This is a genomic window from Streptomyces sp. NPDC007901, assembly GCF_042959465.1.
GTDB lineage: Bacteria > Actinomycetota > Actinomycetes > Streptomycetales > Streptomycetaceae > Streptomyces.
The window spans coordinates 115,245-132,441 of record NZ_JBIBKW010000010.1; the positions used below are offsets into that span (position 1 = coordinate 115,245).

Below are 17,197 nucleotides of genomic sequence, written 5' to 3' on the forward strand. Positions count from 1 at the left end.
GCAGGCGGTCCTCACATCTGCTTGAGGACCGCCTGTTTGGCCCTCGCGAACTCCGCGTCCGTGAGCACCCCCTCGCGATGCAGCTCACCGAGTGCGCGCAGCCGCCGCAGCAGCGCGTCGTGATCGGCCTCGGACGCCATCGCCGTCTCCGGCTTCTGCGCCACGTCCGCCGCCACCTCCGCCCCCACGGCCGTCGCCGGATGCGGCAGCCGCGCCTGCACCGCCGCCGCGACCAGCGCCATCAGCGGATCGCGCTTGAACCCCCACAGCTCCACCGCGTTCGGGTCGTACTTGGCCCGCGTCCGGGCCGGCGCGCCGCGCACCCGGAACCGCAGATGGCCGTTCTCCAGCCCGGCCGACGGCTGCCACTCCACGCCCAGGATGTCCGCCAGGGTCAGCGTCCGCGGACCGGCGGCGGCCTTCGCGTCCTCCGTCTTCCAGTTCCACTCCAGCCGCACCCGCTCCCCGTCGAACGACGCCGTGCCGTCCCCGGCGGACACCGACAGCGGCAGCTGCGGCCCCGGCAGCAGGTACTCGCTCACGGGTGTGCTCGGCACCCGCTCAAGGAGCAGCGCGTCCCGGACCTCCTCCGTGAAGTACTCGGCAACCCCGTACCGGTCCGACTCGACCGTCAGGTGGTAGGGGTCGTGGGGTTCGGCGAGGCGGCCCCCGGTGGCGTGCAGCAGCGGGTCGGCGCCGTCCCGCAGCCGCAGCCTCAGCCGCCCGGACTTCCGCCCCTGCTCGAACGAGATCCCTGCCAACGCCCCCAGCGGGACGACCAGTTCACCCAGCGTCCGGCGCAGCACGCTCACGTTCTTGTCTCGCCCGGGAGTCAGCCGCAGGGCGTCCGAGTCGAAGGCCCAGATGCCGTCCTTCTGGATGATTTCCGCCATGGAGGGATTGTTCCACCGGATCTGCGGGAGAGTGGTCTCGACCAATTCGGTCCGTCAGGACCACCACCGAAGGGAGCGCATGTGAGACGGCACCACAGCACGACTCCCCGTATGGCCCGCATCCTCGGGTCCCTGCTGCTCGTCGCGGCGACCGGCGCCTTCACGGCCGGCGCGACCCCGGCGGCGTCGAGGTCCGCGCCGCACTCCGCACCGACCCCGCTCGACCGGGTGATTCCGGCACCCGCGTCCGTCACGGCGGGCGGATCGCCGTACCGCATCACCCGTGACACCGCCATCCGCGTCGACGGCTCGCGCGACACCCGCCGGGTCGCCGAGTACCTCGCGGACATCCTCCGGCCGTCGACCGGCTACCGGCTGCCCGTCACCACCCAGGGCCGCGAGGGCATCCGACTCCGGCTGGCCGAGGGCCCGTTCGGCGCCGAGGGCTACCGGCTCGACAGCGGCCGTGACGGTGTCACCCTCACCGCCGCCGAGCCCGCCGGCCTCTTTCACGGCGTGCAGACCCTGCGCCAGCTGCTCCCGGCGGCCGTCGAGAAGGACACCGTGCAGCCCGGCCCCTGGCTGGTCGCGGGCGGCACCGTCACCGACCGGCCGCGCTACGCCTACCGCGGCGCGATGCTCGACGTCTCCCGGCACTTCTTCACCGTGGCCCAGGTGAAGCGCTACATCGACCAGCTGGCCCTCTACAAGATCAACGAACTGCATCTGCACCTCAGCGACGACCAGGGCTGGCGCATCGCGATCGACTCCTGGCCCCGGCTCGCGGCCTACGGCGGCTCCACCCAGGTCGGCGGCGGCGCGGGCGGCTTCTACACCAAGGCCGACTACCGGGAGATCGTCCGCTACGCGGCCTTGCGCCATCTGGAGGTCGTCCCCGAGATCGACCTGCCCGGCCACACCAACGCGGCCCTCGCCTCCTACGCCGAGCTCAACTGCGACGGCACGGCACCCCCGCTCTACACGGGCACCGAGGTCGGCTTCAGCTCGCTGTGCGTCGGCAAGCCGGTCACGTACGACTTCGTGGACGACGTGATCCGTGAACTGGCGGCCCTCACCCCCGGCCGCTACCTCCACATCGGCGGCGACGAGGCGCACTCCACCCCCCACGCGGACTACGTGGCCTTCATGGACCGGGTGCAGCCGATCGTCGCGAAGTACGGCAAGACGGTGATCGGCTGGCACCAGCTGACCGGCGCGCACCCGGCCGCCGGGACCCTCGCCCAGTACTGGGGCCTGGACGACACCGCCGCCGACGAGAAGGCCCAGGTGGTGGACGCCGCCCGGCACGGCACCGGGCTGATCCTCTCGCCCGCCGACCGGGTCTACCTCGACATGAAGTACACCGAGGACACCCCGCTCGGCCAGGACTGGGCGGGTCTGGTGGAGGTGAAGCGGTCCTACGACTGGGACCCGGGCACCTATCTCGCCGGGGCGCCCGGTGCGGCGATCAGGGGCGTGGAGGCGCCGCTGTGGACCGAGACCATCGTGACGGACGCCGACCTCGACTACATGGCGTTCCCGCGGCTGCCGGGCGTCGCCGAGCTCGGCTGGTCGCCGGCCGCGACCCACTCCTGGGACGCCTACAAGGTGCGGCTCGCCGCCCAGGCCCCCCGCTGGGACGCGCTCGGCATCGCCTACTACCGCTCCCCGCAGGTGCCCTGGCCTGCGAAGTAGGCTGAGAGGAAAGGACGACGGGCTCCCCCGAGGACCGTACTCGGGGGAGCCCGTCTGCCTGGATCAGAACCCCGCGACGGGATTTTTCAGGGTTCCGACCAGCTGGAGGGCGCCCGACGGGTCCGCCAGGTCCACCATCTGCCGGTTGTCGCGCAGCTGGAGCCGGTTGAGGCAGGACAGCGCGAACTCGGGCGCGAACATGTCGTACCGCGCGAACTTCTCGGCGAGTTCGGGCGCCGACTCCTGGTACTCGCGGGTGACTTCGGCGACCGTCCGCCAGAAGTCGTCCTCGTCCAGGACCCCGTCGGCCGCCAGGTTCGCGGCGAGGAAGCGGAAGAAGCAGTCGAAGACGTCCGTGAAGATCGACAGCAGCTTCATGTCCTCCGGGACCTCGACACGCAGCCGCTCCACCGTCGGCGGCAGCACCGCGTCCGGGTCCATCACCGCGATCTCCTCGGCGATGTCCTTGTAGACCGCCCGCCGGACCACGCCGTCCTCCAGCACCAGGATGACGTTCTCGCCGTGCGGCATGAACACCAGGTCGTAGGCGTAGAAGCTGTGCAGCAGCGGGGTGAAGTACGCCTGCAGATAGGCCCGCAGCCACTCGGTCGGCGCCAGCCCGCTCCGCTCGACCAGCGCGGCCGCGAAGGACGCGCCCTGGTGGTCCACATGGAGGAGGGAGGCCATCGTCGCGAGGGACTCGCCCTCCCGGAGGGACGCGACCGGGCTCTCCCGCCAGAGCGCGGCCAGCATCTTCCGGTACGGCGAGTAGCGGTCGGTCGCCTTCTCGTACTCCAGGTGCCGGTAGCCCACGGCCGCCCGCTCCCGGATGATCGACAGGCCGGTGGACCTGAGCACCGGGTCGTTGTCGATGAGCTGGGCCAGCCAGTCGTTGATCGCCGGGGTGGCCTCCATGTAGGCGGCGGAGAGCCCGCGCATGAAGCCCATGTTGAGGACCGACAGGGCGGTCTTCACATAGTGCTTCTCGGGGTGGGAGCTGTTGAAGAAGGTCCGGATGGACTGCTGGGCCAGGTAATCGTCGTCGCCCTCGCCGAGGCACACGAGGTGGCCGCGGGCGACCTCGGCGGCGAAGGTGACGGTGAGCTTGTTCCACCACTGCCAGGGGTGGACCGGGATGAGCAGGTAGTCGGCGGGGTCCAGGCCCCGGTCGCGCAGGACGCCGTCGAACCGCTCGACGGTCGCCCCGCCCAGCTCCTCCCGCACGAACGACTCGTACGTGATCCCCACCCCCGCCGTGAACGCGGCCCGCGACCGGTGGGCGGCCAGCCACACCAGCCGGACCGGGCTCGCGGTCTCCGGGGCGTACGACAGGTACTCGTGGACGCCGAAGCCGAGCCGGCCGTTGTTGGCGACGAAGCAGGGGTGGCCCTCGGTCATCCCGGTCTCGATCGCCTGGAAGCCGGAGCGCGCCAGCTCGGCGGCCGGGACCTGGGGCTTGGTGAGCTTGTAGCAGGTGCCGGAGAGGGTGGAGGAGATCTCCTCCAGGTACACCGGCAGGATCTCGTCGCTCAGCCCCAGCGACTTCCTCAGCTCGATGAAGAAGTCCAGCGCGGCGAGCGGGAGTTCGGCGCCGTCGCGGGTACGGCTGATGGAGCCGACGTCCACCTGCCAGTGGTCCAGGGCGCGCCGGACGGCGGAGAAGCGGTAGCGGGTCAGCCCGTCGTCGCTGCGGACGACGTACGACGGCCCGTCCGCCTCCGGGGTGATCAGGCGCTCGTGGGCGAACTCGGCGAGCGCCTTGCGTATGAGCAGCCGGTTGGCCTTCTCCCAGCGCTCGGGGGACAGGTGGGCGACCGCGTCGGCGAGCGTCATGCGGCGGCCACCGCCTTCTCGAACCGCTCCCGTGTGCAGAAGCTCAGCAACGCCTTCTTCTCCGGCTTCCGTATCTCCCGTACGGGCATGAACCCGACGGCCTCGTTCAGTGCGTGCACGGCCGTGTTGCGCACGTCCGGCTCGACGACGATCCGGCGGGTCGCCGGGTCCTCGAAGAGACGGGCGACCACGGCCGTGATGACGGCCCTGGTGAAACCGTGCACGGGCGTGTCGGTGGCGGGGGTGAGGAAGTGCATCCCGACGTCCCCCGGCTCGGGCTCGTACAGCCCGACCAGTTCGCGGTGGGCCGGGTCGTAGTACTCCATCAGGAAGGCGGGCGCGCCGTCCGCCCCGATCCCCAGCAGCGCGTGGTGGTGCTCGTCGGCCGCGATCTCCATGTACGCCCGCTCGACGTCCTCCAGTCTCGCGTCCCGCATCATCCAGTAGGCCGCCTTGGGGTGGGTGACCCAGGAGTGCAGGAGGTCGGCGTCCTTGAGCGGGTCGAGGGGCCGGAAGGCGAAGGTCAGGGTGGCGGTGGTGCTCATACGGAGAACTCCTGGAAGGCGATCGTCTTCTCCACCGGGTAGTACTCCGAGCCGAGCAGCTCGCGGATGATGTACGCGTTCCGGTAGGGGCCCATGCCCAGGTCGGGGCTGGTGATGCTGTGGGTGTGGACGCCGGCGTTCTGGAGGAACACGCCCCGGCCGGTGACGTCGATCGCGTAGTTGCGGGCCACGTCGAAGTTGCCGTGCGTGTCGTAGCGCAGCCGGTCCCGGACCGGCCCGAGGAACTCCGGCTCGGCGTACTTGTAGCCGGTGGCCAGGACCAGGCCCTGGGTCTCGATCTCGTACTCCTTGCCCTGCTCCTCCTGGCGGAGCGTGAGCGTGTAGCTGCCGTTGTCGTGACCGGCCGCTTCGAGCGAGGAGTTGGTCAGGAGTCTGGTCGGGACCGGGCCGCCGAGGTTCTTCTGGTAGAGCAGGTCGAAGATCTCGTTGATCAGGTCGCCGTCGATGCCCTTGAAGAGGCCCTTCTGCTCGGCGGTGAGCCGGTAGCGGGTGTTCTCGGGGAGGGCGTGGTAGTAGTCGATGTACTCGGGGCTGGTCATCTCCAGCGTGAGCTTGGTGTATTCGAGCGGGAAGAAGCGGGGGGAGCGGGTCACCCAGTTCAGCCGGTAGCCGTGGACGTCGATCTCGCTGAGCAGGTCGTAGTAGATCTCGGCGGCGGACTGGCCGCTGCCGACCAGCGTGATCGACTCCTTCGACTGCAGCTCCTCCTTGTGCCGCAGGTACTGGGAGGTGTGGATGAAGTCGCCGCCCAGGCCCTGGCAGGCCGCCGGGATGTGCGGTGGGGTGCCGGTGCCGAGGACCAGGTGACGGGCGCGGTACGTCTCCCCGGCGGCCGTCGTGACGAGGTACCGCCCGTCCTCGTACCGGACCTCCGTCACCGTCGTGCCGAAGCGGACGTTGGTCAGCCGGTTCGCGGCCCAGCGGCAGTAGTCGTCGTACTCGACCCGCAGCGGGTAGAAGTTCTCGCGGATGTAGAACGAGTACAGACGCCCCTTCTCCTTCAGGTAGTTCAGGAAGGAGTAGGGGGAGGTGGGGTCGGCGAGGGTGACCAGGTCCGACATGAACGGGGTCTGGAGGTGGGCGCCGTCCAGGAACATGCCGGCGTGCCACTCGAAGTCGGGCTTCGAGTCCAGGAAGACGCCGTCCAGTTCGGCGATCGGCTCGGTGAGGCAGGCGAGGCCGAGGTTGAACGGGCCGAGCCCGATCCCCACGAAGTCGTAGGTCTTGCTCGGGGTTTCAGGACGCGCGGTCAAGGGACTCTCCCAGGTACTGCTCGGCGTGGCCGGCGATCAGATCGAGGACGGCGGCGATGTCCGCCGTCGTGGTCTCGGGGTTGAGCAGGGTGAACTTCAGGTAGTGGCGGCCGCCGACCTTGGTGCCCGCGACCACGGCGTCGCCGGAGGCGAACAGGGCCTTGCGGGCGTACAGGTTGGCGCGGTCGATCTCGGCCGGGTCGGTGACGGCGGCGGGGATGTGGCGGAAGACCAGGGTGGACAGGGACGGCTCCACGACGACGTCGTAGCGCGGGTCGGCCGCGAGCAGCTTCCAGCCCTCGGCCGCCAGGTCGCAGACCTCGTCGAAGAGCTCGCCGATGCCGTCGGCGCCCATGGTGCGCAGGGTCATCCAGAGCTTGAGGGCGTCGAAGCGGCGGGTGGTCTGCAGGGACTTGTCGACCTGGTTGGGGATGCGCTCCTGCACCATCCGGCGCGGGTTGAGGTACTCCGCGTGGTAGGTGGCATGGCGCAGGGTGGCCGCGTCCCGGACCAGCACGGCGGACGAACTCACCGGCTGGAAGAAGGACTTGTGGTAGTCCACGGTGACCGAGTCGGCGCGCTCGATGCCGGCGATCCGGTCCCGGTGCTTGAGGGAGGCGAGCAGTCCGCAGCCGTAGGCCGCGTCGACGTGCATCCACACGCCGTACTGCTCGCACAGCTCGGCGATCTCCGGCAGCGGGTCGATGGAGCCGAAGTCGGTGGTGCCGGCGGTGGCGACGACCGCCATGGGCACCAGGCCGTCGTTCTTGCAGCGCTCCAGTTCGCGGGCGAGGGCGACGGTCTGCATCCGCTTGTCGGTGCCGACGGGCACGGAGACCACCGCATCCTGGCCCAGGCCGAGCAGTTTCGCCGACTTCTTCACGCTGAAGTGGCTGACCTCGGAGGCGAAGATCCGCAGGTCGGCCAGGGAATCGGCCTTGGCCTCCTCCCGCGCGAGGAGCAGCGCCTGGAGGTTGGACTGGGTGCCGCCGGAGGTGAACACCCCGTCGGCGGCCTCGCCGAGGCCGATGCGGGCGGTCGTCCAGTCGATCAGTTTCCGCTCGATGAGGGTGCCGCCGGCCGACTGGTCCCAGGTGTCCAGGGAGGAGTTGACGGCGGAGAGCACCGCCTCGCCGAGCACCGCCGGGATGACCACCGGGCAGTTGAGGTGGGCGAGGTAGCGGGGGTGGTGGAAGTAGACGGCGTCCCGGAGGTAGACGTCCTCCAGTTCGTCCAGGACCGCGGTGGTGTCGTGCAGCGGGCGGTCCAGGTCGATGGCGTCGATGGCGGGGGCGAGGGCGTCGACGGTGACACCCGTGAACGGCCGGTCGGTGGTGGCGAGTTTGGCTGCCACCCGCTCTACTCCTTCGGTCACGGAGCGGCGGTAGTGCTCCGCGGTCAGGTCATTGAGCAGGTGCGAGCGCATGAGGGGGGCCTCCGGGACGATCCGTGCGGGGGAGGGGAGCGATCGACTCCACTTAGGTTAGCCTAACCTAAGTAACGCGAGCGAAACGCTGCCCCTCCCGTGACAGCCGTCACGTCGGCGGGTGTAACTACTCGCCCGCCGCCCGAAGCTGTTCCTCCGTCAGCCCCTGCCGCCAGTACCCGACGAAGGTGACCCGGCCCCGGTCGATCTCCCGCTCCCCGACGAGGTGCCGGCGCAGCTCCTTCACCCGCCCCGACTCGCCCGCGATCCACGCGTAGGGCCGCTCGCAGGAGGGGAGTTGGGCAGCCCGGATCTCCCCCACGGCATCGCGGCCGCCGACCAGCCAGGTGATCTCCGCGTCCGCCGCGGTGGCCACGTCCTGCACGTCCCCGGCGTGCGGCACCTCCAGCCAGGCGCGGACGCGCGTGCCGGCGGGCAGGGATTCGAGGATGGCGGTCGCGGCCGGTACGGCGGTCTCGTCGCCCCAGACCAGCACCAGATCGGTGTCCTCGGGCGGCCGGAAGCGGATCGCCCGGTTGTCGGCGATCGCCGGGCCGAGGAGGACGACCCGGTCCCCGGCGCCCGCCCGCGACGCCCAGCGGGAGGCGGGTCCGGCGGGGATGGCGGCCCCCGGCTCGACCCCGTGCAGCACGAAGTCGATGTCGATCTCGTCGGGGTCGCGGCGCAGCGCCCGGAGCGTGTACGACCGCATCACGGCCCGTACGTCGTCCGGCAGTTCCCGCCACCCCTGCCACCACCTGTCGCCCAGCTCGATCGGCACGGCGGGCTCGGTCCGGCCCTCGGCGGGGAGGAACAGGGAGAGGGACTGGTCGCGTCCATGGGAGTGGAAGTGCGCCAGATCGGCACCGGCGAAGGTGACCCGGACCAGAGACGGACCGAGCCGCCTCGTCCGTACGACCTGGAGGGAGAAGAAACGGAACGGGGCGGCTACGGCCGTCGTCATATGAGCTCCTGAGGGTCAGGAAGTTGTACGAACGTGGAGCGGGAGGGTCAGCTGACCTTCTTCGCCGTCTCGATCGCCTTGGCGAGGTTCTCCACCATCGCGACGCACTTGTCGTAGGAGAAGATCGGCTCGGGCGAACGCGGGATGACCTGACCGGCTTTGACCGCGGGGAGCTTCTTCCAGGTGGCCTGGGTGATGTCGGCCGGCTGGATGGTCGCCGTACGGTCGTCCATCATGATGATGTCGGCCTGGTACTTGTCGACGTTCTCCCAGCTCAGCGACTCGTACCAGCCGCCGCTCGCCTTGAGTACGGACGCCGAGGGCTCCACGAAGTTCACGCCGAGGGCCTTGAAGTACTCCAGGTCCACGGAGAGGTTGGAGCCGGAGACGTAGAACAGGTCCTGGGCGGCCGAGCCGGCGAGCACCTTGATGTCGGGGTGCGCCTTGGCGGCGGCGCGCAGCCGGGAGGACGCCTCCTCGAACCGCTTCTTCGCGTCGGTCACCTTGCTCGCCGTCAGGTCCGCGCCGAGCGACTCGGCGAGGGCCCAGACGCGCTGGAGCGGGACGGTCAGCTGGCGGTCGTAGGCCGAGATGCCGACGCTCGGGGCGAGCTTGGCGATCTTGTCCTTGGACTCGTCCGGGACGTACCAGAGGGTGCCGGCGCCGTCGAACATCGTGGTGATGAGGACGTCCGGGGCGAGGGCCGCGTACTTCTCGACGTTGAACTGGCCCCACGCGTTGCCAAGGACGGTCAGCTTGCTGACGTCCATGTCGCCGGCCTGGACATCGGCTTTGCCGTCCTTCGTCTTCGTCGGGCCGAAGACGCCCTTGACGTCGATGCCGTAGTCGTACAGCGCGGCGGCGACACCGACGAACGCGACGATGTCCGCCGGGACCTTGTCCAGCTTCACCGTGGTCCCGCGGTCGTCCTTGAACGTCCAGGGACCGGACTTGGCGGCGGCCGTCGTCTCCTTGTCCGAGGAGCCGCTTTTCGCGTCGTCGTCCCCACAGGCCGCGAGCGCGGCGCCGAGACCGAGGGCGCCGCCCGCGGCGAGGATGCCACGGCGGGTGAGGTGGGCTGCTCTGACGTTGGACATGGCTGTGGCTGCTTTCGGACGTGCGGAAACACCGCCGGACAAGTCGTTGCTTAGGTTAGCCTAACCTCAGATCTTGTCCAGGGGTGCCCCGGCGCCGCCCGCGCAAGCCAGGCTCTATGAACCCAACTCGCCTACCAGCGACTTCTGTTGGCGTGCCGGGTCGTCACCGGGGCCGGTAGGCGGTGGCCAGCACGGAGACGGTGACCCGGTCGGGCAGACGGCCCCCGTCGTCCAGCTCCGCACGGCTCACGTGGTGTGCGCTCGGCGTCATCGCGACCAGGCCCAGGGCCTCTTCGCGGGCCAGGGTCGCGAGGTACTCCACCGGCTCGGTGGCGGCGACGGTGAAGAAGGGGTCCAACGAGCGGTGCAGGCGCTGTTCCTTGGCCGGGTCGACCGTGACCATCGTGGGCAGCCGTGCCCGCAGCTCGGACAGGTGCCGCCCGGTGGGGCGGACCACGACCAGCCGGCCGGTCGGACGGAGCACGCGGTGGAACTCGGCCGGATTGCGCGGGGCGAACACGTCCAGCACGACATCGGCGACCGCGGTGCCCAGCGGAAAGGGACGGAAGACGTCCCAGGCCGCCGCGGCGGCCCGGTCATGGGCGCGGGCAGCGGCGCGCAGCGCACGCACCGACGTGTCCAGGCCCAGACCGCGAGCACCGGGCAGCCGGTCGAGCACCCCGGCCAGGTAGTAGCCCGTGCCACAGCCCGCGTCCACGACCGTGGCCGGCTCGGGCGCGGAGCCGGCCGCCAGCCGGGTCACGACGTCACGGACGGGCGCGTAGCTCCCGGTGGACAGGAACCGCTCCCGGGCACGGGCCATGGCCGCGTCGTCGCCGCTGGTGGCGCGGCTGCCCGCCAGCAGACCGGCGTAGCCGTGCCGGGCGATGTCGAAGGCATGGCCCGCCGGGCAGCGCAGTGCGCCGCGGTCGGGGCACAGCCGGCGCGTGCGGCACGCAGGGCAGCGCAGCAGGTCGAGGCAGCGGGTGAGGGCAGGGGGAAGCAACCCGGGCACGAGGCGCTCCTGACAGGGGTGAAGGGAAGGGACCGTGCCTGCGCGCACCGGGAGAAGCCGCTGCTGGTTCACACGACAGGCACACCGAGGAGGGCGACGCCGACGGGCGTCACCCTCGACGACTTCCGATCACAGGAAGCAGTAGTGCGGGGTGCTCGTGAATGCCACGCGGTGAGTCTACGAGCTCAGGCTCCGGCGACGTGACGACCCTTGATACCCGCCCCTCGGCGTGCTCACCTTGTGCCGTGACCTACGGCTGGAGCAGACGTTCGCTCGCCGTCCTCTTCGTGGTCTGCGCGGGGGCGCCGGTGGCGCTCGTCCTCGACGCCGCCACGGGGTGGAGCCGTTCGGCGATCGGCACACCGACATGGGCGTCGTGGACGATCGCGGCGCTCGCGATCTGCGTCGGTCTGCCGTTCGCCTGGGCCGCCACCCCCTTCGGTACCCGGGGCGCGACGAACCTCCTGCTCAACGCCTACCGCCGCGAGGGGCTGGAGGCCACCGAACGGCAGCACCTGTCCAGACTGTCGTCCCGAAGGGCCGGTCTCCAGCTGTTCAACCTCGGCCTCGCCCTCGAACGGGCCGGCGACCAGGACGGCGCCCAGGCGGTCTACCGGCGCGCGGCGCACCACGGCTACCCACCGGCCATGGTGCGCCTGGCATACGTCCTGAGCCTCCGGGGCGAAGAACCCGAGGCCCGGAACTGGTACCGCCGCGCAGTGGAGGCCGGATACCCGCTGGACCCACTGCAGGAGGCGGACGGCGAGTAGCAGGCGCCTGACGAACTGCTGCCCCTGGCCGCCTCAGCTCACCAGCCCCAACTCTCGTGCGATCAGCATCCGCTGGACCTCGCTCGTGCCCTCGCCGATCTCCAGGATCTTGGAGTCGCGCCACATGCGGGCCACCGGGTACTCGTTCATGAAGCCGTAGCCGCCGTGGATCTGGGTGGCGTCGCGGGCGTTGTCGACGGCGATGGTGGAGGAGTAGAGCTTGGCGAGGGCGGCTTCCTTCTTGAAGGGGTCGCCGGAGACGAGGCGGGAGGCCGCGTCGCGCCAGGCGAGGCGGGCCGTGTGGGCCTTCATCTCCATGTCGGCGATCTTGAACTGGATGGCCTGGTTGGCGCCGATGGGGCGGCCGAAGGCGTGGCGTTCCTTCGCGTACCGCACGGATTCGTCGACGCAGCCCTGGGCGAGGCCGGTGGCGAGGGCCGCGATGGCGATGCGGCCCTCGTCGAGGATGCGCAGGAACTGGGCGTAGCCGCGGCCCTCCTCGCCGAGCAGGTTGGCGGCGGGGACCCGGACGTCGGAGAAGGACAGCTCACGGGTGTCGGAGGCGTTCCAGCCGACCTTGGAGTAGGGGGCGGCGACGGTGAAGCCGGGGGTGCCGGAGGGGACGATGATCGAGGAGATCAGCGGCTTGCCGTCGGGCTTGCGGCCGGTGACCGCGGTGACGGTGACCAGACCCGTGATGTCCGTCCCCGAGTTGGTGATGAAGCACTTGCTGCCGTTGATCACCCACTCGTCGGTGGCCGGGTCCAGGCGGGCCGTGGTGCGGGTGGCGCCGGCGTCGCTGCCGCCGTCCGGCTCGGTGAGGCCGAAGGCACCGAGGATCTCGCCGGAGCAGAGCCGGGGGAGCCACTCCTGCTTCTGCTCCGCAGTGCCGAACAGGTGCAGGGGCATCGCGCCCAGCGACACCCCGGCCTCCAGGGTGATCGCCACCGACGAGTCGACGCGGGCCAGTTCCTCCAGGGCGATGCCGAGGGCGAGGTAGTCGCCGCCCATCCCGCCGTACTCCTCGGGGAACGGCAGCCCGAACAGGCCCATGCGGCCCATCTCGCGGACGATCTCGTAGGGGAACTCGTGGCGCTCGTAGAAGTCGCCGATCTTCGGCGCCACGACGTCGTGCGCGAACTCCTCCACCGTGCGGCGGAGTTCTTCCAGTTCGGGGGAGAGGCGGTGGTCCATGGTCGTCACTCCTGGTGGGAGAGGGCGCGGACGGTACGGGACGGGCTGGGTCGGCCCAGTTGTTCGGCCATCCACACGCTGGTGGCGGTGAGGCGGCCGAGGTCGACTCCGGTCTCGATGCCGAGGCCCTGGAGCATCCAGACCAGGTCCTCGGTGGCGAGGTTGCCGGTGGCGGACTTGGCGTACGGGCAGCCGCCGAGCCCGCCGGCGGACGCGTCGACGGTCGTCACGCCGTGTTCCAGGGCCGCGTAGGTGTTGGCGAGCGCCTGGCCGTAGGTGTCGTGGAAGTGCACGCCGATGACGTTCGTCGGCACGCCTTCCTCGTTGAGGAGGGAGAGCAGTTCGAGGACATGGCCGGGGGTCGCGACGCCGATCGTGTCGCCCAGGCTCAGCTCGTCGCAGCCCATGTCGCGCAGGGCCTTGCAGACCCGGACCACCTGGTGGAGCGGGACGGCTCCCTCCCAGGGGTCGCCGAAGCACATCGAGACATAGCCGCGCACGTGCGCGTCGGCCTCCTTCGCCTGCCGGACGACCGGGTCGAAGACGGCCAGGGACTCGTCGACCGTGCGGTTGAGGTTGGCCTTGGCGAAGGACTCGGTGGCGCTGGCGAAGACCGCGATCCGGCGGGCGCCGAGGGTCAGGGCGCGGTCCAGGCCGCGCTGGTTGGGGACGAGCACGGGGAGGGCGACGCCCGGCAGGTCGCGGACCCGCGGGAACAGGTCCTCCGCGTCCGCGAGTTGGGGCACCCACTTGGGGTGCACGAAGCTGGTCGCCTCGATCGTCGTCAGGCCCGCGTCGGCCAGGCGGTGCACGAACTCCGCCTTGACGTCGGTGGGGACCGTCGACTTCTCGTTCTGCAGGCCGTCGCGGGCGCCGACCTCGTGGATCCGGACCCGGGCGGGAAGGTCGGTCGCCGGTACGACCATGGGGAGTGTCATGTGGCGTCCTCCACCGGGTTGATGACGGCCAGCACCTGGTCCATGGCGACCGTGGCACCGGGTCTCACGTCGAGTTCGGCGACCGTGCCGGCGTGCGGGGCGGAGATGACGTGTTCCATCTTCATCGCCTCCACCACCAGCAGGCTCTGCCCGGCGGTCACCTCGTCCCCGACGGCGACCTTCACCACGGTCACCGTGCCGGGCATCGGCGCGGTCAGGGAGTCGGCGCCGGCGTGCGCGGTGCCGTGCAACGAGGCGGCGACCGGGTCGTGGTCGCGGACCTGCCAGGCGTCACCGTCGCGGCCGATCCAGTCGGCGGCCCGGCGGAAGGTGTGGCGGACGCCGTCCAGCGTCACCGACACCCGGTCGGCGGTCACGGTGTGCGTGCCGCGCGGGACGTACTCCACCGGGTCCTGCACCCGGAGGTGGAAGCCGACCGGCTTGGGGGTGCCCCCGAGACGCCAGCCGCCGGGCACCGAGAAGGGGTCCGTCCAGCCCTCGCGGGCGGGCCGCAGCGCCTCCAGCCGGACGGCCGCCGCCGCCTCGTACACCTCGTCCGGTACGTCCGTGGAGACCAGGTCGTCCACCACCCGCTCGACCAGCCCCGTGTCCAGCTCGCCCGCCACCACCGCCGGATGGGCGAGCAGCCGGCGCAGGAACCCGGCGTTGGTCTGCACGCCCAGCGTGACCGTCTCCGCGAGGGCCGCGCGCAGCTTCCGGAGCGCGGTCTCCCGGTCCGGGCCGTACGCGATCACCTTGGACAGCATCGGGTCGTACAGGCTGCCCACCTCGGTGCCCTCGCTGAGCCCCGAGTCGGTGCGGACGCCGTCGCCGGACGGTTCGTCCAGCAGAAGGACCGTGCCGCCGGTCGGCAGGAAGCCCCGCGCCGGGTCCTCGGCGCAGATCCGCGCCTCGACCGCGTGCCCGCTGAGCGTGATGTCGCCCTGCCCGTACGGCAGTCGCTCACCCGCCGCCACCCGCAGCTGCCACTCCACCAGGTCGAGGCCGGTGACCAGCTCGGTGACCGGGTGCTCCACCTGGAGGCGGGTGTTCATCTCCATGAAGTAGTACGACGAGGGGTCGCCGCCCGGCACGATGAACTCCACCGTGCCCGCGCCGACGTACCCGCACGAGCGCGCCGCCTGCACCGCCGCCTCGCCCATCGACGCCCGCGTGGCCTCGTCCAGGAGCACGCTGGGCGCCTCCTCGATCACCTTCTGGTGCCGCCGCTGGAGTGAGCACTCGCGCTCGCCGAGATGGACGACGTTCCCGTGCCTGTCGGCGAGGATCTGGATCTCGATGTGCCGGGGCCGGTCGATCCACCGCTCGACGAGGAGCGTGTCGTCGCCGAAGGAGGCGCGGGCCTCGCGGCGGGCGGCGGCGATCTCCTCGTCCAGCAGCGTCAGGTCCCGCACCAGCCGCATGCCCTTGCCGCCGCCACCGGCGGAGGGCTTGAGCAGCACGGGTGCGCCCAACTCACGGGCAGCAACGGCCAGTTCGGGGTCACGGCCGCCCGGCACCACCGGCACCCCGGCCGCCGCCACCGTCTCCTTGGCCCGGATCTTGTCGCCCATCAGCGCGATCGCGTCGGCGGACGGGCCGATGAACACCAGTCCCGCCTCCTCGCAGGCCCGCGCGAAGGCGGCGTTCTCGGCGAGGAAGCCGTAGCCGGGGTGGACCGCCTGGGCGCCGCTCGACCGGGCGGCGCCCAGCAGCCGCTCCACCGACAGATAGCTCTCGCCCGCCGGCGCCGGACCGATCCGTACGGCGGTGTCGGCCTCCCGGACGTGCCGGGCGTCCGCGTCGGCGTCGGAGTACACGGCCACCGAGCGCACGCCCAGCGACCGCAGCGTACGGATGACCCGGACGGCGATCTCGCCCCGGTTGGCCACGAGTACGGTGTCGAACACGAGTCCCCTCCTCACATCCGGAAGACGCCGAACTGGGGCTCACCCAGGGGCGCGTTGCCACAGGCCGTCAGGGCGAGTCCGAGCACCTGCCGGGTGTCCAGGGGGTCGATGACCCCGTCGTCCCAGAGGCGGGCCGTCGCGTAGTAGGCGTTGCCCTGGCGCTCGTACTGGGCGCGGACGGGCGCCTTGAAGGCCTCTTCCTCGTCGGCGGGCCAGGACTCGCCGCGCGCCTCCAGCTGGTCCCGCTTGACCGTGGCCAGCACGCTGGCGGCCTGCTCGCCGCCCATGACGGAGATCTTGGCGTTGGGCCACATCCACAGGAAGCGGGGGGAGTACGCCCGGCCGCACATCGAGTAGTTCCCGGCGCCGTACGAGCCGCCGACCACCACCGTCAGCTTCGGCACGCGCGTGCACGCCACGGCCGTGACCATCTTGGCGCCGTGCTTGGCGATGCCGCCGGCCTCGTAGTCCTTGCCGACCATGAAGCCGGAGATGTTCTGCAGGAACACCAGCGGGATCCCGCGCTGGTCGCACAGCTCGATGAAGTGGGCGCCCTTCTGGGCGGACTCGGAGAAGAGGATGCCGTTGTTGGCGACGATGCCGACCGGGTGGCCGTGGATCCGGGCGAAGCCGGTGACCAGGGTCTGCCCGAACTCGCGCTTGAACTCGGCGAACCGGGAGCCGTCGACGACGCGGGCGATGATCTCGCGGACGTCGTAGGGGGTGCGGGAGTCGACGGGGACGGCGCCGTAGAGGCCGTACGGGTCGACCTTCGGCTCGACGACCGGGGTGACCTCCCAGGGCAGGGCGCGCCGGGCGGGCAGGGTCGCGGCGATGTTCCGGACGATCCGCAGCGCGTGCGCGTCGTCCTCGGCGAGGTGGTCGGTGACACCGGAGACCCGGGAGTGGACCTCGCCGCCGCCCAGCTCCTCGGCCGTGACGACCTCGCCGGTGGCGGCCTTCACCAGTGGGGGGCCGCCCAGGAAGATCGTGCCCTGGTTGCGGACGATGACCGCCTCGTCGCTCATGGCCGGGACGTAGGCGCCACCGGCCGTGCAGGATCCGAGGACGGCCGCGATCTGCGGGATCCCGGCCCCCGACATCCGGGCCTGGTTGTAGAAGATCCGCCCGAAGTGGTCGCGGTCGGGGAAGACCTCGTCCTGCATGGGCAGGAAGGCCCCGCCGGAGTCCACCAGGTAGACGCACGGCAGCCGGTTGTCGAGGGCGACCTCCTGGGCCCGCAGATGCTTCTTCACGGTCATCGGGTAGTACGTGCCGCCCTTGACGGTGGCGTCGTTGGCGACGATCACGCACTCGCGCCCGCTCACCCGCCCGATGCCGGCGATCACGCCGGCCGCCGGGGCCGCCCCGTCGTACATCCCCTCGGCGGCCAGCGGGGCCAGCTCCAGGAAGGGCGAGCCGGGGTCCAGCAGGGTGTCCACCCGGTCCCTGGGCAGCAGCTTGCCGCGTGCGGTGTGCCGGGCCCGGGCCTTCTCACCGCCGCCCAGCGCCGCCGCGGCGAGCCTGCCGCGCAGTTCCTCCACGAGGACGCGGTGCGCCTCCTCGTTGGCCCGAAAGGCCTCCGACGCGGGGTCCGCCGCGCTCGTCAGCTCCGGTGCCTGGTCCATGCCGCGATCCCCTCA

14 protein-coding genes are annotated in these 17,197 nt (G+C 71.1%); 2 read left to right on the forward strand and 12 right to left on the reverse strand.

Annotated features, from left to right (window positions below; translation table 11 throughout):
- Nucleotides 1-11: 11 nt before the first annotated feature.
- The gene (locus ACFZDK_RS30235; protein WP_390977084.1) at nucleotides 12-893 is read right to left on the reverse strand and encodes a DUF4429 domain-containing protein; all 882 of its coding nucleotides are present in this window, start codon (nucleotides 891-893) and stop codon (nucleotides 12-14) included.
- Nucleotides 894-1,004: 111 nt separating this feature from the next.
- Here ACFZDK_RS30235 and ACFZDK_RS30240 point away from each other — a divergent pair, with 111 nt between their 5' ends.
- Nucleotides 1,005-2,588, forward strand: coding sequence for a family 20 glycosylhydrolase (locus ACFZDK_RS30240; protein WP_390977085.1), 1,584 nt, complete (start codon nucleotides 1,005-1,007; stop codon nucleotides 2,586-2,588).
- A gap of 63 nt (nucleotides 2,589-2,651) precedes the next feature.
- Here ACFZDK_RS30240 and ACFZDK_RS30245 read toward each other — a convergent pair whose 3' ends face one another.
- The 7 genes from ACFZDK_RS30245 to ACFZDK_RS30275 form a co-directional block, all read right to left on the reverse strand.
- On the reverse strand, nucleotides 2,652-4,421 hold the full coding sequence (locus tag ACFZDK_RS30245; RefSeq protein ID WP_390977086.1) for an IucA/IucC family protein: 1,770 nt from the start codon (nucleotides 4,419-4,421) through the stop codon (nucleotides 2,652-2,654).
- Nucleotides 4,418-4,966: a GNAT family N-acetyltransferase gene (locus tag ACFZDK_RS30250; RefSeq protein ID WP_390977087.1), complete on the reverse strand. Its 549-nt coding sequence runs from the start codon at nucleotides 4,964-4,966 to the stop codon at nucleotides 4,418-4,420. Before ACFZDK_RS30250 ends, ACFZDK_RS30245 begins: the two co-directional genes overlap by 4 nt.
- Nucleotides 4,963-6,240: a SidA/IucD/PvdA family monooxygenase gene (locus tag ACFZDK_RS30255; RefSeq protein ID WP_390977088.1), complete on the reverse strand. Its 1,278-nt coding sequence runs from the start codon at nucleotides 6,238-6,240 to the stop codon at nucleotides 4,963-4,965. The genes ACFZDK_RS30250 and ACFZDK_RS30255 overlap by 4 nt, the downstream gene beginning before the upstream one ends.
- Nucleotides 6,224-7,666, reverse strand: coding sequence for a lysine decarboxylase DesA (gene desA / locus ACFZDK_RS30260; RefSeq protein WP_390977089.1), 1,443 nt, complete (start codon nucleotides 7,664-7,666; stop codon nucleotides 6,224-6,226). Before desA ends, ACFZDK_RS30255 begins: the two co-directional genes overlap by 17 nt.
- Nucleotides 7,667-7,793: 127 nt before the next feature.
- Nucleotides 7,794-8,630: a siderophore-interacting protein gene (locus tag ACFZDK_RS30265; protein ID WP_390977090.1), complete on the reverse strand. Its 837-nt coding sequence runs from the start codon at nucleotides 8,628-8,630 to the stop codon at nucleotides 7,794-7,796.
- 47 nt (nucleotides 8,631-8,677) lie between these two features.
- Nucleotides 8,678-9,727: an ABC transporter substrate-binding protein gene (locus ACFZDK_RS30270; RefSeq protein WP_390977091.1), complete on the reverse strand. Its 1,050-nt coding sequence runs from the start codon at nucleotides 9,725-9,727 to the stop codon at nucleotides 8,678-8,680.
- A 163-nt stretch (nucleotides 9,728-9,890) separates the two neighbouring features.
- A complete protein-coding gene (locus tag ACFZDK_RS30275) occupies nucleotides 9,891-10,742 on the reverse strand; it encodes a putative RNA methyltransferase (RefSeq protein ID WP_390977092.1) in 852 nt (283 codons plus the stop codon).
- A gap of 200 nt (nucleotides 10,743-10,942) precedes the next feature.
- On the opposite strand from ACFZDK_RS30275, the gene ACFZDK_RS30280 reads away from it, so the two are divergent.
- A complete protein-coding gene (locus ACFZDK_RS30280; protein ID WP_390977093.1) occupies nucleotides 10,943-11,512 on the forward strand; it encodes a hypothetical protein in 570 nt (189 codons plus the stop codon).
- Between the two features lie 33 nt (nucleotides 11,513-11,545).
- On the opposite strand, the gene ACFZDK_RS30285 is transcribed toward ACFZDK_RS30280, so the two are convergent.
- From ACFZDK_RS30285 to ACFZDK_RS30300, 4 genes are read right to left on the reverse strand one after another with little or no spacing between them, the layout of a single operon-like run.
- Nucleotides 11,546-12,706: an acyl-CoA dehydrogenase family protein gene (locus tag ACFZDK_RS30285; RefSeq protein WP_390977094.1), complete on the reverse strand. Its 1,161-nt coding sequence runs from the start codon at nucleotides 12,704-12,706 to the stop codon at nucleotides 11,546-11,548.
- A 5-nt stretch (nucleotides 12,707-12,711) separates the two neighbouring features.
- Nucleotides 12,712-13,644, reverse strand: coding sequence for a hydroxymethylglutaryl-CoA lyase (locus ACFZDK_RS30290; RefSeq protein ID WP_390977095.1), 933 nt, complete (start codon nucleotides 13,642-13,644; stop codon nucleotides 12,712-12,714).
- Nucleotides 13,641-15,554, reverse strand: a complete 1,914-nt coding sequence (locus tag ACFZDK_RS30295) for a biotin carboxylase N-terminal domain-containing protein (RefSeq protein WP_390977096.1) — start codon at nucleotides 15,552-15,554, stop codon at nucleotides 13,641-13,643. The genes ACFZDK_RS30290 and ACFZDK_RS30295 overlap by 4 nt, the downstream gene beginning before the upstream one ends.
- Before the next feature lie 11 nt (nucleotides 15,555-15,565).
- Nucleotides 15,566-17,182, reverse strand: coding sequence for a carboxyl transferase domain-containing protein (locus ACFZDK_RS30300; protein WP_390977097.1), 1,617 nt, complete (start codon nucleotides 17,180-17,182; stop codon nucleotides 15,566-15,568).
- Nucleotides 17,183-17,197: the final 15 nt, after the last annotated feature.

What these genes read in the sequence shown, in the direction of transcription:
- ACFZDK_RS30245 (WP_390977086.1), bottom strand. Translation starts at nt 4,421, where the DNA reads ATGACGCTCGCCGACGCGGTCGCCCACCTGTCCCCCGAGCGCTGGGAG.
- ACFZDK_RS30290 (WP_390977095.1), bottom strand. Translation starts at nt 13,644, where the DNA reads ATGACACTCCCCATGGTCGTACCGGCGACCGACCTTCCCGCCCGGGTC.
- ACFZDK_RS30250 (WP_390977087.1), bottom strand. Translation starts at nt 4,966, where the DNA reads ATGAGCACCACCGCCACCCTGACCTTCGCCTTCCGGCCCCTCGACCCG.
- ACFZDK_RS30270 (WP_390977091.1), bottom strand. Translation starts at nt 9,727, where the DNA reads ATGTCCAACGTCAGAGCAGCCCACCTCACCCGCCGTGGCATCCTCGCC.
- ACFZDK_RS30235 (WP_390977084.1), bottom strand. Translation starts at nt 893, where the DNA reads ATGGCGGAAATCATCCAGAAGGACGGCATCTGGGCCTTCGACTCGGAC.
- ACFZDK_RS30300 (WP_390977097.1), bottom strand. Translation starts at nt 17,182, where the DNA reads ATGGACCAGGCACCGGAGCTGACGAGCGCGGCGGACCCCGCGTCGGAG.
- ACFZDK_RS30240 (WP_390977085.1), top strand. Translation starts at nt 1,005, where the DNA reads ATGGCCCGCATCCTCGGGTCCCTGCTGCTCGTCGCGGCGACCGGCGCC.
- ACFZDK_RS30265 (WP_390977090.1), bottom strand. Translation starts at nt 8,630, where the DNA reads ATGACGACGGCCGTAGCCGCCCCGTTCCGTTTCTTCTCCCTCCAGGTC.
- ACFZDK_RS30285 (WP_390977094.1), bottom strand. Translation starts at nt 12,706, where the DNA reads ATGGACCACCGCCTCTCCCCCGAACTGGAAGAACTCCGCCGCACGGTG.
- desA (WP_390977089.1), bottom strand. Translation starts at nt 7,666, where the DNA reads ATGCGCTCGCACCTGCTCAATGACCTGACCGCGGAGCACTACCGCCGC.